Annotated in this window: 14 protein-coding genes; 2 read left to right on the top strand and 12 right to left on the bottom strand. The window is 60.9% G+C overall.

Features of this window, described 5'->3' with window-relative positions; translation table 11 throughout:
- Positions 1-127: 127 nt before the first annotated feature.
- The 3 genes from ACPS74_RS12505 to ACPS74_RS12495 form a co-directional block, all read right to left on the bottom strand.
- On the bottom strand, positions 128-1,780 hold the full coding sequence (locus tag ACPS74_RS12505) for a hypothetical protein (protein ID WP_029648387.1): 1,653 nt from the start codon (positions 1,778-1,780) through the stop codon (positions 128-130).
- Positions 1,781-1,934: 154 nt separating this feature from the next.
- Positions 1,935-3,098, bottom strand: a complete 1,164-nt coding sequence (gene nagA, locus ACPS74_RS12500; RefSeq protein WP_029648388.1) for an N-acetylglucosamine-6-phosphate deacetylase — start codon at positions 3,096-3,098, stop codon at positions 1,935-1,937.
- Positions 3,095-4,126 carry an SIS domain-containing protein gene (locus tag ACPS74_RS12495; protein ID WP_029648390.1) on the bottom strand — a complete coding sequence of 344 codons (1,032 nt, stop codon included), beginning with the start codon at positions 4,124-4,126 and terminating at the stop codon, positions 3,095-3,097. Before ACPS74_RS12495 ends, nagA begins: the two co-directional genes overlap by 4 nt.
- Positions 4,127-4,302: 176 nt before the next feature.
- Here ACPS74_RS12495 and ACPS74_RS12490 point away from each other — a divergent pair, with 176 nt between their 5' ends.
- Positions 4,303-5,259 (top strand): N-acetylmuramic acid 6-phosphate etherase, encoded by a 957-nt coding sequence (locus ACPS74_RS12490; protein WP_036241263.1) that lies wholly within the window; start codon positions 4,303-4,305, stop codon positions 5,257-5,259.
- A gap of 42 nt (positions 5,260-5,301) precedes the next feature.
- Here the strand turns inward: ACPS74_RS12490 and ACPS74_RS12485 are convergent, their stop codons facing one another.
- Positions 5,302-6,297 (bottom strand): glycoside hydrolase family 3 N-terminal domain-containing protein, encoded by a 996-nt coding sequence (locus ACPS74_RS12485; RefSeq protein WP_029648392.1) that lies wholly within the window; start codon positions 6,295-6,297, stop codon positions 5,302-5,304.
- Between the two features lie 128 nt (positions 6,298-6,425).
- On the opposite strand from ACPS74_RS12485, the gene ACPS74_RS12480 reads away from it, so the two are divergent.
- Positions 6,426-7,028, top strand: a complete 603-nt coding sequence (locus ACPS74_RS12480; RefSeq protein ID WP_239755148.1) for a ParB-like protein — start codon at positions 6,426-6,428, stop codon at positions 7,026-7,028.
- Positions 7,029-7,121: 93 nt separating this feature from the next.
- Here ACPS74_RS12480 and ACPS74_RS12475 read toward each other — a convergent pair whose 3' ends face one another.
- The 8 genes from ACPS74_RS12475 to entS all read right to left on the bottom strand — a co-directional run bounded on the left by ACPS74_RS12475 (position 7,122) and on the right by entS (position 15,545).
- Positions 7,122-7,580 (bottom strand): MucR family transcriptional regulator, encoded by a 459-nt coding sequence (locus ACPS74_RS12475; protein ID WP_029648394.1) that lies wholly within the window; start codon positions 7,578-7,580, stop codon positions 7,122-7,124.
- 411 nt (positions 7,581-7,991) lie between these two features.
- Entirely contained in the window at positions 7,992-8,129 is a 138-nt protein-coding gene (locus ACPS74_RS12470) for a GCG_CRPN prefix-to-repeats domain-containing protein (RefSeq protein ID WP_425338973.1), read from the bottom strand.
- 148 nt (positions 8,130-8,277) lie between these two features.
- Positions 8,278-9,390, bottom strand: a complete 1,113-nt coding sequence (locus tag ACPS74_RS12465; protein WP_029648395.1) for a transporter substrate-binding domain-containing protein — start codon at positions 9,388-9,390, stop codon at positions 8,278-8,280.
- Positions 9,391-9,598: 208 nt separating this feature from the next.
- Positions 9,599-10,345 carry a 2,3-dihydro-2,3-dihydroxybenzoate dehydrogenase gene (gene dhbA / locus ACPS74_RS12460; protein ID WP_029648396.1) on the bottom strand — a complete coding sequence of 249 codons (747 nt, stop codon included), beginning with the start codon at positions 10,343-10,345 and terminating at the stop codon, positions 9,599-9,601.
- A gap of 17 nt (positions 10,346-10,362) precedes the next feature.
- A complete protein-coding gene (locus ACPS74_RS12455; RefSeq protein WP_029648397.1) occupies positions 10,363-11,250 on the bottom strand; it encodes an isochorismatase family protein in 888 nt (295 codons plus the stop codon).
- Between the two features lie 19 nt (positions 11,251-11,269).
- Positions 11,270-12,892: a (2,3-dihydroxybenzoyl)adenylate synthase gene (locus ACPS74_RS12450; RefSeq protein ID WP_029648398.1), complete on the bottom strand. Its 1,623-nt coding sequence runs from the start codon at positions 12,890-12,892 to the stop codon at positions 11,270-11,272.
- Positions 12,883-14,073, bottom strand: a complete 1,191-nt coding sequence (locus ACPS74_RS12445) for an isochorismate synthase (protein ID WP_029648399.1) — start codon at positions 14,071-14,073, stop codon at positions 12,883-12,885. Before ACPS74_RS12445 ends, ACPS74_RS12450 begins: the two co-directional genes overlap by 10 nt.
- A gap of 68 nt (positions 14,074-14,141) precedes the next feature.
- Positions 14,142-15,545, bottom strand: a complete 1,404-nt coding sequence (entS, locus tag ACPS74_RS12440) for an enterobactin transporter EntS (RefSeq protein WP_029648400.1) — start codon at positions 15,543-15,545, stop codon at positions 14,142-14,144.
- Position 15,546 lies beyond the last annotated feature (1 nt).

The raw sequence follows: 15,546 nt of genomic DNA, 5'->3' as shown, positions 1-15,546 counted from the left end.
GAACCGTTATCTGCAGGTCGATGCGGCCTGGCGTGTGAGGCGAGGCCGCGTCGTTGAGTAGCCGCAATCGTTTGAGACGCTCGTCGCCGGGCGCAAGCGAACCGTCTTTGCGGGTTCGCCGGTCCCGTCAGACCGTGGTGCAGCGGCTGTGGATCAGTTCTTCGTTGTTCCGCGGAACAATGACGCAGTCGTGGTGACCGCCAAAGTTCGGAATATAACCAACGGGCTCCAGCGTATCCTGCGTGAAGATGAAGGTTCCTCCTTCGAGCCGCTGGAATCCGCTGAAGATCGCGAGCACATATTTGCCGTCATAGGTGACATGCATCGTCTGCAGGTCAACGCCGACATTCTCGAAGCGCTTGATTGTCGTCCACGTATTGGTGTCGACGACGACGATGGCGCTTTTCGCCGGCTTGCGATGCAGCTCGGAGACAAACATCTTTGAGCCGTCCATCGAATAGGTGATGTGGAACGGGCTCGGCGTCGAGCCGACCCAGTGCGAGTCCTTGAACTCGGTGACTCGCTTCCAGTTGCGCGGATCGCGGTCCGCACAATCGAACACGCCCATGCTGTTTTGTCGGGTGTTGTTCGTCATGGTGAACCATTTGCCGTGCGGCCCAAAACCGCATTCGTGTCCCGACGACACGACATTATCCAGCTTGATGTCCCAAATGCCGTCGGCGATTTTCTTGACCGGAATGCTTTCCTTGGTCGTGCCGTCCGGGGAAGAGATGCACGCAACCGGCTCCATTGTCGTGCGGTCGATGACGACGCCGACGGCGAACATGCGAAGCGTCACCAGCGAGAGCGGATGGATGGGATGGTGGACGCAATTATCGGCGCCGGTCAGCGTCTTCACCGAGTCGCCCGGAAGCTGTCCCGAATAGGCGAGATACTCGCCCATGGGCACCATCTCCCAATCGAGCTTGTTTCCCTTGACGCCGCGATAATCATAGAGCCCGGTGTCAGGCGCCTTTAAGAGACGGGAAACGCGAACGGTTCCTCCCTTGAACCAATTGTCCTCGAGCACGCCGTCCGGCTCGTTTCCACGCCAGTCGAAACGGAAGGCGTCGATCACCGTCGTCTTCTGATTTCCGGTCGCGCGATTGAAGAAAGCGACCACATCCTTTTGCCCGTCCGCGACCGTGAAGCCAGACGCATCCGGGAAAATCACGGTGTGCACGCCCAGTCCGATCCCCGTGGTCTCGGCGACGTTCTCGAGCAAATTCATCTGCTGCCCGTCGAAGCCGACGCGATAAATCTGATTGCCTTGACCCCACAAAGGATCGAGCATTCCATGTTCCCGGATCTGCGTGGGGATGCCATAAATCAGAACGTTCTGCCCACCCTGGGTCGAGTTTACGAACTCGAAGCCTTTGCGCGGGTCGGCTGAAGGAAAGGCCGCGAGATGATGGGCGATGGGGCAGCTATCGCCGTAATTCCAATATTCGATCCAGGCCATTGTCTTGCCGGTCGCAAGATCCTGCACCTGAGCGCCGCCGCCGAGCTTCGTCGGCGTGAGCCAGAGGTAGTCGCCGAGCGTCGCAAGACGCGGCGCAGTCGCCTCCGCCGCCGACGCTGAGTCGCCCATCAGGCCTGAGAACAGCCCTGTCGCATTGGCGGATCTGCCGCCGAAAATGGTCCCGATGATTCCGGCGGCCCCAGCGCGCAGCACCTCTCTACGCTCCACCCGGCCACGTTGATTGAGAGGCCGCACACCATGCGGCGCGACGAGTTCCGACGCCACTTTTTCCGACGGGAAGTTTTGATCGGCAGACATCGGTTTCTCCCTAAGAGCGCAGCGAACTCGATCCAATCGAATGGATCGATAAGTCAGACAGGTCTGCGATAGAGTTCTTCGTTCGGCAAGCACTTTTGTGAATGCGCAAGATTCGCTTGAGCGAGGCGGTCGCGCTTATGACTCTCCTCACGAGCTACGCCCCCGGACAATAATCAGATCTTTCGCCGGCGACCCAGGCAGCGGAGACCGAAATATCCTTCGGGTCGAACGCCGCCATGTCGGCGCGATATCCCGGCGCGATACGGCCGAGCGAGCGTTCGAGACCTAGAAACTCGGCAGGGTGGAAAGAGGCGCAGCGCAGCGCGCGCTCCAGAGGCAGTCCCAGAAGCCGCACGCAATTGCGCACCGCGCTCGCCATCTCGATCGACGATCCTGCAAGCGCGCCCTCCTGCGTCCGGCAACTGCCATCGCGCACAGCGATCAGCGCGCCAAAGAGGTCGAACTCTGCTTTTGTCCCGCCGACTGGCGGCATGGCGTCGCTCACCAGCATGGCCCGCCCGAGGCCGCGCATCGCCAATCCCAGCATGGCGGGCGCGACGTGCGCGCCGTCGACGATAAGCCCGTAAGAGGCGTCGGGCGACTCGAGCGCAGCTGCGACAGGCCCGGGCTCGCGGGCGGAAAGCGGACGCATCGCGTTGAACAAATGCGTGAAGCCCGTCAGGCCCTCGGCCATCGCAGCGCGCGTCTGCTCATAAGTCGCCATCGAATGACCGAGCGAGACCTTCGCGCCAGCAGCGACAAGTTCCGCGATGAAGCCGTCGGGCGCCTCCTCGGGCGCGAGCGTCACAAGCAATACGCCGGCGCGAAAGGAGCCGAGCATTTGGCGATGATGGTCTTGTGGGCGGCGGATAAACTCTCGCCGATGAACGCCCGGCTTTTCCGGCGACAAAAAAGGGCCCTCGAGATGAATCCCCAGAATGCCGGGCTCGCGCGGCATGATTGCGCTGACGGCGCCAAGCGCCGCGGCCATCGCCTCATCGCTATCAGTGATGAGCGTCGGCAAAAGCGACGTCACGCCGAATTTGCGATGCGCCTGTGCAATCTTCGCCAAAGCGGCGGGCGTCGGATCGGCGTTGAAGAGGACGTCGCCTCCGCCGTTGACCTGAATGTCGATAAAGCCCGGCGCGAGCCATGCGCCTCGAGGGACGTTGTAAACTTCAATCGAAGATGGAAGATCCGATCGCGGCGTCAGCGCCGCGATTTGCGTGTCTTCGATCACGACGGCGAAGTCGTCATGCTTTTTTTCGCCGTCAAAGACGACGTCCGCGGCCACCGCGCGTCGAGAGCAGCCGTTCATCGCGTGCGCGTGATCTTGCGCAGGTGGCGGGGTTGGTCGGCGTTCTTTCCGCGCATCGCGGCCAAGCGGACGACCATGGCGTAGAAGCTCTGGATCAAACAGATCGCGTCGGTTTCGGGATGTTCAGCGGGCAATGCTGGAAGCCGGTCCGGAGTCTGCTCCTCCGATGAGGTGATGAAGACCGCGGCTCCCTTTGCCCTGAGATCCGCGGCGAGCTGCGTCATGCCCGCGGCGGCGGCGTCGGTCGGCGCAAACATGAGCACGGGATAGTCAGGCGCCACCAGAGCGACCGGGCCGTGCAGGAACTCGGCCGACGAAAAGCATTCCGCGTGGAGATCCGAGGTTTCTTTCAGTTTCAGCGCGGCCTCGCGCGCGATGGCGAGCGTCGGACCGCGTCCGATCGTGACAAGGCTTTCCGCGCCTGCGATCTTCTCCAGAACGCCACTCCAATCGAGATCGCCGGCGGCGGCGAGGCGATCCGGCAATGCCGTCAGCGCGCGCGCGAGCACCTTGTCCTCGGACCAAACGGCGACCAGTCGGGCAAGCGCCGCCACCGATGCGATGAAGGTCTTGGTCGCGGGAATGCTCAATTCCGGGCCCGCCGCCATCGGCAACAAGAATTCGCAGGCCCGAGCGAGCTCGCTCGCCGGGTCATTTGTGATGCAGGCGGTCACGGCGCCGCAAGCGCGCGCCGCAGCCGCCTGTTCGATGATGTCGCTGCTTTCGCCCGACTGTGAAATTGCGAGAAAGAGCTGGTCAGCCAGGCGCAGAGGCTGATGATAGATCGTCGTGATGCTGGGCGCGGCGGGCGCCACCACGACGCCGAGGTATCGCTCGATGAGATGCTTGCCGAAGGTCGCGGCGTGCGCCGAACTGCCGCGCGCGCAGGTGACGACGACTTGAGGCGGCTTGCGCCGTAACCGATCCGCGAGAACTGGGAGAACCTCGGCGAGCCCGTCGCTCTGCCGTCGCACGGCCGCCGGAGCCTCTCGCATATCGGAAGTCATCTGCGCGTCGAGGACGGTCATTATTTTCGGTTTCCGCCAAAGCCATCAGCACAGAGATTGAGCCGGACGCGCGGGAAAGCAAGTTCCAGCGCAGCTCCCGCGCCGGGAGCCCACGTCATGAGCTGGCTCACAGGAAGCTTCGCTTGAACTCTTCCCGCCATTTGGCCATATGCGGCTTATCACCTGGAATTGCGCCGATGTGCCCGACGGAGACTGAACGCCAAAGTCCGCGCTATGCCAAGATCGACGTCTGGGAACCAGCCGATATCCTGGATTCCATGATTGAAGGGCAATTTTCCGCCGTCGCGGCCGTTCGAGCCGCGCGCCCTGCGATTGAGCGGGCGGCGCTTGCGATTGAGCGCCGGCTGCGCGGGCCCGGACGGCTCGTTTACGTCGGCGCGGGGACATCCGGCCGCTTGGCTGCTCAGGACGGGGCGGAGCTCATGCCGACCTTCGGCTGGCCGCAAGATCGACTTCTGCTCCTCATGGCGGGCGGACAGACCGCCCTGCTCCACCCTGTTGAAGGCGCCGAAGACCAGGACCACCAGGCGGTCGACCTCGTTCAACGGCACGAGATTGGGGCGTCCGATGTGACCATCGCGGTGGCCGCAAGCGGCACGACGCCTTTTACGCTCGCCTGTTTGCGCGAGGCGAAAAACAGAGGCTCCTTGACAATCGGCGTCGCGAACAATCGCGGGACGCCGCTTCTCCAGGAGGCCGATCATGCGATTTTCCTCGAAACCGGCGCCGAACCGATCGCCGGCTCGACGCGGATGAAGGCGGGAACAGCCCAGCGAATCACGCTTATTCTGCTCTCGTCTCTCGTCATGATCCTTCTCGGGCGCGTCTACGACGGCCTGATGGTGGATGTGCAGGCTTCGAACAAGAAACTGGTCCGACGCAGCGAAAAGATCCTGTCGCGGCTGACCGGCCGCGGCGACGAGGAGATCCAAGAGGCCTTGCAGCGCGCCGGCGGGAGCGTGAAGCTCGCCTTTCTGTTGCTGCAGGGCTACGGGCTCGCCAAGGCGGCGGCGGCGCTGGATCAGGCAGAGGGTCATTTGCGGCGCGCCATGAGCTTGATGGTCGAGCGGCCAAAGGCGGAGGACCTTCGAGAGACTCAGCCGTATATTCGGGAAGATGCGACGCACGAGTAGGGTTTAATCGCGCGCACTTTATGGGCTCGGCGCGCTCCTGCTTCACCCAAACTTGAGCTTCCGTACTCGTTTGATGGACGCCTCGGCGTGAGCCCGCATGGACGCATCCTGCGCGCAGGCCGAGAGCAGCTGACGGGCGAATTCCGCCGCCTGGTCCTGCTCGTCTTTCATGTTGTTGCCGATAAGGATGAAATCCGCGCCGGCGTGAACCGCCTTCGCGCAGGCCTCGCCCGTCGACATCAGCTTTTGCACGCCCTGCATTTGCAAATCGTCGGTCAGGATGCAGGCGTCCGGCGCCCAAGCGCGCATTTTATTCACCGCGACGGCGGAGAGGCAGACCGGCGTGTCTTTCTCCCACTGGTTGACGATGCCGTGACTGAACAGGACCATCGGCACGCGCGAGATCAGCTCCTTGAACACGCTGACTTGCGCGTCCGTGAGGCAATCGGAAAGGTCCATGACGTGGTCATGGGGGTTCACCTTGGCGCCGCCGGTTCCGGGAAAGTGCTTCAAGCAAAGTTTCAAATTCACCGAAGCGGCGACTTCCACTAGCGCCTCCACGCATGCCGCCACAACCTTCGGGTCGCTCGAGTAGCTGCGCTGGACCGACCCCACATCCGGGCTATCGGGGTTGATGTCGAGGTCGACGACCGGCGACAGGTTCACATCGATTCCGATCTGTCGCATCTGCGCATAGGACGGGCGTAAAGCGTCCCGTCGTTCCGAAGCGGTCGATCGCCCGAACTGGCGGGCGCTGGGCAGCGGAATAAAGCCCCGCTCTTCCTTCAATCGGCGGACCTTGCCGCCTTCCTGATCGATAAAAATGAGGGGGCGCGAGGGGAGAGCATGAAGATTCTCGCAAAGCTCCTGGAGCTGAGCCGGGCCAAAGACGTTCCGCTCGTATTTCTGATCGGTACAGTCATAGTCGAAAAGAATGACCCCGCCCAAGCCGAAGTTACGGGCAAAATCCTGCAGCCAGCCAGGGATGAGCGGGTCACGAAAACCCAAGATGAATAGTTCGCCAATCGGGAGATCCATGAGCGTAAAATGGTCATGGTGAGACGACTGTCAAAGCGGTCGATGACGCCATCCTTCTCAAGGTTGCGCGGATCGGCCGAGGCACGTCAAAGTCGGCGTCAGAATGGTTGCCGAGAATGGATGCGGTCGTGAAAACTGTTTCAGTCAAGCTCGCACAGCTGCGACCGACCCAGATGGCGGTCGGCTATGAGGAGGTCGGCGCCAAGCGCGCGAAGTGGCGAGCCCTGGCGGCTGAAGAAAAACTCGGCTTTCTCGCGTCTCACCCTTTTCCGGCGGCATACGGGCCCGGCGCGCAATATTTCCTTATTGACGGTCACCACATGGCGCTCGCGCTTCTTCAGGAGCGAGTCGACCTGGTTTCAGTGCGTCAGATCGAAGATCTGTCCAATCTCGAAGCAAATCAGTTCTTTTTGGCGCTACGGAAACGCGGCTTAATTTGCTCCAGCGGCGCGCCGCAGACCCTTTCGGCGTTGCCGCGCGCGCTCCAGGACTTGGCGGACGATCCATTCCGGAGCCTCATCGCCCGACTGCGCCGGGACTGCGGATGCCCGAAGGATCATGCGCCTTTCGCCGAGTTTCGCTGGGCCGATTTCCTGCGCGTCCATCTCAAACTCGATTTACATCGAGGTGACCCAGCCCTCGCGATCAAAGCAGCCAAAAAGCTGATTCGCGAGGCGTGGTGCAAAGACCCCTGCGCCGAATGCCGCTGCACGAAAGAAGCGGTCTCATAGGAGTCCTCGGTGGATAAGACCGATCAGGAGCGCTTGGGATGGCAATGACAAGCATGTCGAAACCACGCTCAGATCACCACCCCCTCCCCCAATTCAAGCGCTGGACTTCGGCTTGCGCCCGCGCTTGGCCGGAGCAGCCTTGTCGCGGGATTGACCGAGCCCCATGCTCTTCGCCAGGTCCGAGCGCCGCGCCGCATAGTTCGCCGCGACCATGGGATAGTCGGCGGGCAGGCCCCATTTGGCGCGATACTCCTCCGGAGTCATCCCCAGCGTCGCGAGATGCCGCTTGAGCGATTTGAACCGCTTGCCGTCATCCAGACAAATCAGATGGTCCGCCGTAACCGACTTGCGGATGGAGACGGCGGGCGTGGGTTGCTCGGCTGGCGAAGCCGGCGTCGCCGGCGCGCCCGTCGCGAGGCGGCGCAACGTCGCATCGACGGACAAGATCAGAGCGGGAAGCTCCGACACCGGAAGCGAATTGCGAGAGACGAAGGCCGCCACGATTTCGGCGGCGAGCTCGGTCGTATTCGGCTGATCTGTATTTGATGTCACGGAAAATCCTCGAAGCGGTCGTACCCGCCCTCGATACGCGGACATTGGCTCCGCGTCGATAGGCGCCTTGTTCTACTTGCGCCGCGAATGCCGCGGCTCCGAACTCTGGGCGACGGGTCTATCTGATCGTCGACCTGCTTATCCGATGTCACGCTAGACTATAGGCGGTCGTCAACGGAGTTGAGGCGTCCCAGGGCTGCTGAGTCGCAGCGCAATCTCTTCCCAAAAATGGAGCGCCAGCCAAAGGCCCCCTCCCAAAAAAACTCAAAGCGCTAAAGGGCGCAGCAGCCAGCGCCCCTTAGAATTGATTCTTGAGAGCCCGTCTGACACTCGCCAACCAGGTCTCAAGTTTTTCACCTAGAGGAGTTAAGTCCTCGGGGTGCTTTGCATTGGCTCAAGAAGAGAGATCACTTACCGGCGATAGCGCCCAGTAGCCTGCCCGCCAGCCCGGCAACCGCCATATGGGCCACGGTGTCCGTAAACGCCACATCCCCCATAAGCTTTCTCAATCGGAGCCTGAACCGCAGCATTTACCGAGGCTGCCGGCATGGCGTTCGATGATGTAGGCGCTAAAGCAAAACCAAGACCAAGTGTAGCCGCGGTCACCAAAATCCGAAACTGTGCCATAAGTTCTCCTGTAGTTATCGGCGACACGCTATCTCTTAATTCGCAATTGCGCCACGCGTTTCGCGCGCGCTCAGCCGCCAAGATATTTTTTTCGTAAACGGTCTATCAGGCCGGTCTCCCAGGCGAGCATCACCTGTTTTGACAGCTTCAGACGGATTGGGCTCCCAGCCTTCAGGGCGAACCCATACTTTTCGTGTCTTACGACCTTACCTACGGCGATCACGGGTAAATCGGGATGCTGATGGAGGTGATAAACGAGAGAAGGCTGGTCGCCGACGATCGCATCCACGCGATTTTCCGCTAGCGCATTGACGAGATTGCCGAGGGTGCTGAATCCTCGGCCGGACAGTCCCGCCTTCGCGACATACATGTTCGCGACGCTCCCGCTGAGCGTGCCAACAATCTTGCCTTTAAGATCCGTTAGATCCTCGATCCTGCCTTTGTCTGCGACCCATATGCGCCGTTCCAGAGAATTTACAGTCATGACGCTGGTGATCGACGACGTTATGTACGCCACAACGCCCGCGCCCATGACGAGCCAGATAGCAGCGATCATCGTCCCGTAGCTTCCGAATACCAGCTTGTGATTTGTTTTCCCCGACGTCAGCACCGAGAGGACGTGATAAAAACTCTCGGAAAAGCCCTGTTTCCACTCCGTCGGAAACTCGGGGTCCAGGCGCCTGTCCAGCGCCGTAAGGAGAAAAGAAGCGACGATCACGCCGAGCCCCATCCAAAGATACACTCTAAGATGGCCATTCTCCTCAAGCTGCTCGAAGAAACTCCAGAAACCAGCCGGGGGCGCTTGATGAATCATCATCTGCAAGCCCGCATCGAACCAGGGCTGGGAAAAATCCATTCGCTCCATCCGCTCGGCGTTTATCGTCAACTCGGTGACCGCAACGTCGGATTTTCCCGTGGTTACTGAATCGAGAAGCTCTTGGAGAGTGGATGCTTCCCGATATTCGTAATCCAACCCCATGCGTTTGGCGCTCTCCTCCCACAGGTCGATCGCAAATCCAGTAAATCCCTGGTCAGTCTTCATTACGAACGGTGGACTTTCCAACACCACAACCTGCATCTTTTTCGCCGGAGGGGGGCTGGTTTCCGGGCATGCGGGCGTGGACGCAACGATGGCCAAGCAGGCTAAGGTCGCGGACAGTAATAGTTTGATTTTGATCATCATTCCGCCCGGGGGCTGGCTCTCTGAAGCTTGAGTGTCGCAATCGCGCTTGGTGATTTATAACTTGTCGAAGCGGTCCAGCCAAAAGACCAACGCCCGAGGCGCAGATGTCGGTGCTGCGCCCGCCCTGCCTCGGCCGCGGGACGGGCATGACGGCGGACGGACGTCCGGCAAGCATGTCGGCAGCCCGGCGGCGTGCTTCGATCAGCCGTTAAGCTGCAAGCGTCGCGCCGCCGTCAACGACAAGATCCTGAAGCGTGATGTGGCTGGCGAGATCCGACGCAAGAAACACGACGGCGCTTGCGATCTCCTCCGGAGCGGCGATCTTTCCCAGCGGAATTCCCAGTTTGAACGATTCAAGGTCTCCGGCGATCACTTGCTTCTCTGCGTCTGCCGAACGCCACATGGAACGCTGCATGGCGGTGTCAGTGGAGCCAGGGGAGACGAGATTGCACCTCACGCCGTAAGGCGCGAGCTCCAAGCCGACGCAGTGCGTCAGACTGGTCAGCGCCGCCTTCGAGGCGCAATAGGCGCTCATCAGCATGCGCGGCGTATGCGCGGCGTTGGAGCCGACGCTAACGATCGCCCCCGAGCGCTGCCGTTTGAACTGCGGGATGGTCTGCTGAAACAGGTGGAAGGGGCCGGACGCGTTGACGTTCATACACGCGGCCCAATCATCAAGGCTCAGCTCTTCCGTCAAACCAAGACGCAGCACGCCTGCGGCGCTGACCAGCACATCCAATCTCGGACGCTCTTTCAGCAAGGCTCGGCAGGTCTCTTGTACCTGATCGCGCGCGCTGACGTCGAGGCGCATTGTCGCGAAAGGATAGCTCGAGGCCGCAAACGTCTTGTCCAACCCGACAACGTCGGCGCCGAGCGCGGCGAATTGGGCGGCCGTCTCATAGCCAATTCCCTGGCCGGCGCCCGTAACCCAGATCCGCTTTCCTGAAAAATTCATTCGCAACCGCCGAGATGTCACGCGGAGACGACCGCGGCGAGCCGGCGATCGATGATGTCCCACCAGCCATTCAAGGTCGGCTTTTTCGCCAACTCGTCAAAACCAATATCTATGCCGAGCTTGCGCCATTCGGTGACCAGCATCATGACTCGCACCGAGTCGAGGCCGTAATCGATAAGGTTTTCATCGGGGTCGAATTCTGACTCCTCGACATCGAGCGCCGACAAGAGCTGCTTCTTGAGGTCTTCTCTGGTCAGCGGCGCAGAATGCGTGTTTCGCGCGGCGAGCAATTCGTCGACGCCGACCACCATGCCGCAGCGTCCGGCGACATAATTCAAAGTCATGAGATGATCGTCGAGCGAGAAATCGCCGATAGCGTCGGCGATCATGAAAGGCTTGATGTCATGCATGAAGGCGTCGAGCGCCGTCGTCAGACAACCGATGTGGCCGTAGACGCCGCAGATCGCCAGTTGATCTCTGCCCATGTCCTTCATCATCTCGGCCAGGGACGAGCGCTTGAAGGCGCTGTAGCGCCACTTCGTCAGCACTGTCTCCCCGGCGTCCGGCAATAGAGGCTCAACGATTTTGCGTCTGTGCGGTTGGGCCTTCAGACCAGATCCCCACATGTCATTCAGCAAGCCGCGATCTTCATCGCTCTGTTCAATCGGTTGCGCCGTATAAATCACCGGGGCGCCGTGGGCCCTGAAAAAGGCCCGCAGCCTTCGAATATTTGAGATGAGCTGATCGACGAGTGGACTTTCCTCGCCATAGAAGCCGACGAAATAGTCTTGCATGTCGTGGATCAGCAGCGCCGCGCGCTCGGGCGCAAAACTCCAATTGACTTTGTTTATTCGGAAGGAGTCCGGGCCCGGCATTGCGTAGGATGCAAGGGATTGTATGGCCATGATCAATTCCTGTTTGCTTTTAGACGTTGAGCTTTGCCTGGATGTCGTCGCGCAGCGTTTGCTTGTCGACCTTCCCAAAGGCGGTAAGCGGCAGTTGATCGACGAATTCGAAACGGTCAGGGAGTTTGAATTCAGCGACACCCTGGCTGCGGAGGTGCTTGCGCAAGGCGATCGGTCTTAGCGCCGCGTCGCTCGCGACAATGTAAGCGCAACTTTTCTCCCCCATAACGGCGTCAGGCATGGAAATGAGAGCCGCGTGGACCACAGCTTCGTGCTGAAGCAGCACATTCTCGATCTCTTCCGCAGGAATCTTCTCGCCGCCCCGGTTAATCTGATCCTTCTTGCGGCCCACGACTTTCACATCGCCGTCCGCCGTCATCACGACGAGATCACCCGTGCGATAGAAACCATCTTCATCGAAAGCGCGGGCGTTGTATTCGGGACAGCGATAGTACCCCCGAATCGTGTAGGGACCGCGAGTCAGCAGCTCTCCGACTTCGCCTGCGGCGACCTCTTCGCCATCTGCATCGACGACTCTCAGCTCGTCATCGGGACTCATCGGCCGCCCTTGAGTCGTGAAAATGCGCTCGGGCGCATCATCGAGACGCGTGTAGTTGACGAGCCCCTCCGCCATGCCGAAAGCCTGCTGCAGCCGACAGCCGAAGACGGTGACAATTCGGCGGGCGACCGTCTCGCTGAGTCGCGCGCCGCCGACTTGCATCACTGTAAGATTCGGCGCTTCGCGAGAGTCGTTGGCGGCGGCGTCGAGCCATAGCGAAGCAACCGTCGGCACAATCGCTGTGATATTGACCTTGTGACGGCGAATGAGATCGAAGCAGAGATCCGCGCTCGGATTTCGCGCCATCACCACTGTTCCGCCGACGTGAAAGACGCCGAGCGCGCCGGGCGAACTGAGCGGATAATTATGCGGCGCGGGTAGCGCGCACAGGTAGCGGCTCTCAGCCGTCAGACCGCAGATTTCCGCACTTCTCCAGACGCTGTAGAAATAATCGTCATGGGTGCGTGGAATGAGCTTGGGAACGCCGGTGCTGCCGCCCGACAATTGGAAAAACGCCACCTGATCGGGCGCGGACGGGCGCGGTTCATCCGCCGCGCCGTCTAAATCACATTCCCACAGCAACTGAAGATTTTCGGCATATTCAGTTCGTCCGTGGATGGCCACGACGCTTAATGTCGGCGCGACACTCCGCAAGCCTGTGACATAGACGCCATCCGCGAAGAGACGATGTTCGGCGGACGCGATGAGAAGCCTGGGTTGAAGCTGCCGCGCATAGGCCGTCATCTCCAGCCTGTCGTGACTGAACAGCGCATTGACCGGCGCTACGCCCATTTTGAGCAGCGCAAAAAAAACGATGTAAAACTCGGCGATGTTCGGTAGTTGCACCAGCGCCGTATCGCCTTGCGCGATTCCGCGCCGTGCAAGGCTCGACGCAAGTCGCGAGGACTGGGCGTCCAACTCAGCGTAAGTGAGATGTCGCTCGCCGCAAATGAGCGCGACCGCGCCAGGATGACGATGGCAGGCGCGCTGCAAAATCTCCGTCAGCGGCTCGCCGCGCCAATAACCCTTGTCGCGATATCTACGAGCGAAGGCGTCGGGCCAGGGCGTGAACTCTATCGGCATGCGGGGCGCTCCCCCGTTTCTATTCCGAAGGCGCGCAGCATCGTGCCTAGCTTGGCTTCAGTTTCCGCCCATTCGGATTCCGGATCTGAAGCTTCGACGATGCCGGCGCCGGCAAAGAGACGAATGGCTTTATCGTGAACCGTTCCGCACCTTATCGCCACCGCCCACTCGCCATCACCCTCCGAATCGCACCATCCGACGGCGCCGCTGAAAACGCCGCGGTCGAATGGCTCGAGAGCGCCAATCAACGACCGCGACTCAGCGGTTGGATAACCGCAGACCGCTGGCGTCGGATGCAGACGGCAGGCAAGTTGAAGCGCGGACGTGTGGTGGTTCGTCAGCTCGCCGGTGATCCATGTCGAGAGATGCCACATCGTCGACGTGTTCATGAGCGCCGGCTCAGTGGGCGTCGTTAGAGCTTTGCATACGGGCTCCAGCGCTTCCTGTATTTCATCGACAACAAGCCTGTGCTCGAAATTGTCCTTGTTCGACTGCAACAGCTTGCGGCTCGCCAGCCGATCCTCTTCCGGGTCCGATCTGCGTTTGGCCGATCCGGCCAAGGGATTGGAGCGAATGGCGGCGCCGTCTTTTCGGATCAGGAGCTCAGGACTTGCGCCAAGCAATATCGCCCCATCGCTCAAAGGCGCCTTGAAATGATAGCCGCTGGGATTTTGCTTCACCAAGGCGTTCAAGATCGCTGCGACGTCGACCGGTTGCGCGAGTTCGATTTCGAGGATGCGGGATAGAACCGCTTTCGACATTTTACCGGCGCGAAAGCTTGCGATCGCGCGCGTGACGGCGTCTTTGAATGCGTCCTTGTCGGGGAGGCTACGCATGCCGAGCACGGTGGGCGCCCGCTCCGAGCGTCGCTCCTCGACCATCAGCGACCCTCTTGCGAAATCCGTATAACTCATTGGCACGAACAGTGAGCAGGGCTGCCGTATGTCGAAAGGAATGGCGCCTGCAACGATGGGATTCACCTGTCCGGCCTGCCGCGCCCGATTGATTGCGCCCTGCACGGCCGTCTGCAGGAAACTATCCGAATGCGCCGCGCCGCACGCCGAAAGACAAATTCTCTCGGCGATGCCGAATGCTTTGATGCTTCGGTGCGGCGACGTGAACACAAAGCTGGGAGCGGCTTCAATGGTCGAAACTGAAGGAGCAAGATTAATCGCATTCATGTCGCACCTCTCTTGCTATCGATTTCGTTCTTCATCAAAAAGCGTGGCCTACATGCACGGCGTGCACATCAAGCTTTCTCAGTCTTCGTGAGTTGAGGCTGCGGCCGTTCGCTCGTTTCGGCGCTCGTCGAAGGCAAATCCTCGCTCCTCTTTGACGAGGCGAAACGAAGGGAACGAAATCCGATCGCCATCGCTCCGCTCGAAAGAAGCGCGACAAGGCTGAAAATGAGAATGGCTGACGTCAGCGGAAAAACCCGAGTCAGGCCTCCAAGCGCAAGCGCGCCAAACGCATCGCCGGTGACCGCCTGGGCGGCCCATAGACCATTGACCCGGCCCAACAAGTGTTCCGGCGTGTGACGTTGGACAAGAGTGAACTGCAGAAGCGATGCGATCGAGCTCAAATAGCCAAAGCCCGCGAGCGCCACAAAAGCGACGACAGGTTCGCTGATCAATCCGAGCGACCCGAGCGCGACGAAAGCCGCCGCGCCGCTCGCGAGCAGTAGCGCTCCGGAACGAGCAAAGCCGCCAAGCCAACCGCCCGTTAAGGCGGCTGCCGTCGCGCCAAGCGGCGCAGCGGCATACATCATCCCCACCGCCGACGGCCCGACGCGGTATACGTCCTCGGCAAGCGCCGGCAGAAGAATGCGAACGCCGCCGCCGAGACTAACAAGCGCGCCCACCGCGACGACGGCGCCGACAAGCCTGTTGACGAAAAGATAGCCTGTGCCCGCGCCCAGCGCGCGCAGCGGGTGCTGCGGTTCGCGTCTGGCGGGAGGCATCGGCGGAAGCCGCGTGAGCTGAGCGACGGTCAGCAGCGCGCCGATCGCGGCTGCAAGGTAATTCCACCCCACGCCGAAAGACGCGATCACCATCCCGCCGATTGCCGGAGAGAGGATTCCGCCCATGCGAACCGTCAGCATGTTGAACTGGCCGGCAGCGCCAAGATTGTCGCGGCCGACGAGAAAAGGCGTGGCGGCGAGCAGCGCCGTAACGCCGAGCGCGCTGAAAAATCCGTCCCACAACGCCAACGCATAGATCGCCAGCACTGACGGCGACGCGCTGAAGCCATTGACGGCAAGCGCGGCGAAGCCAATGCCGCACACCGACCGCGCAAAAAGGATGAGCTTGCGTCTATCCCACCGGTCGGCGAGCACCCCGCCCGCCAACAGCCCGGCGAAGGCGCCGCCGCCGCCGAGCGCCATGGATATTCCGACCTGCATAGGCGAGCCGGTCAATTCCTGGATTTGAACTGGGACCGCCACTGTCAGCATGCCCAGCGAAAAAACCGACAGGGTCCGCGCAATGACGACGGTGCGAAATGCGGCGTTGTCGCGCAGCAGGCTGAGGTCCAATAGCAGAGTAGATTTGTTCTTGACGACGGCGCCCGCCGGATCAGGAGATGAACCCGAAGACACGGCATGACCTTCGTTGCGCGTCTCTTGCGATGCTTCTGGAGAGGGCTGAGTGTCCATC

It is taken from the genome of Methylocystis sp. SB2, assembly GCF_049817085.1.
Lineage (GTDB): Bacteria > Pseudomonadota > Alphaproteobacteria > Rhizobiales > Beijerinckiaceae > Methylocystis > Methylocystis rosea.
The sequence above is the reverse complement of the archived record's forward strand: the minus strand, read 5'-3'. Positions and strand labels throughout refer to the sequence as shown.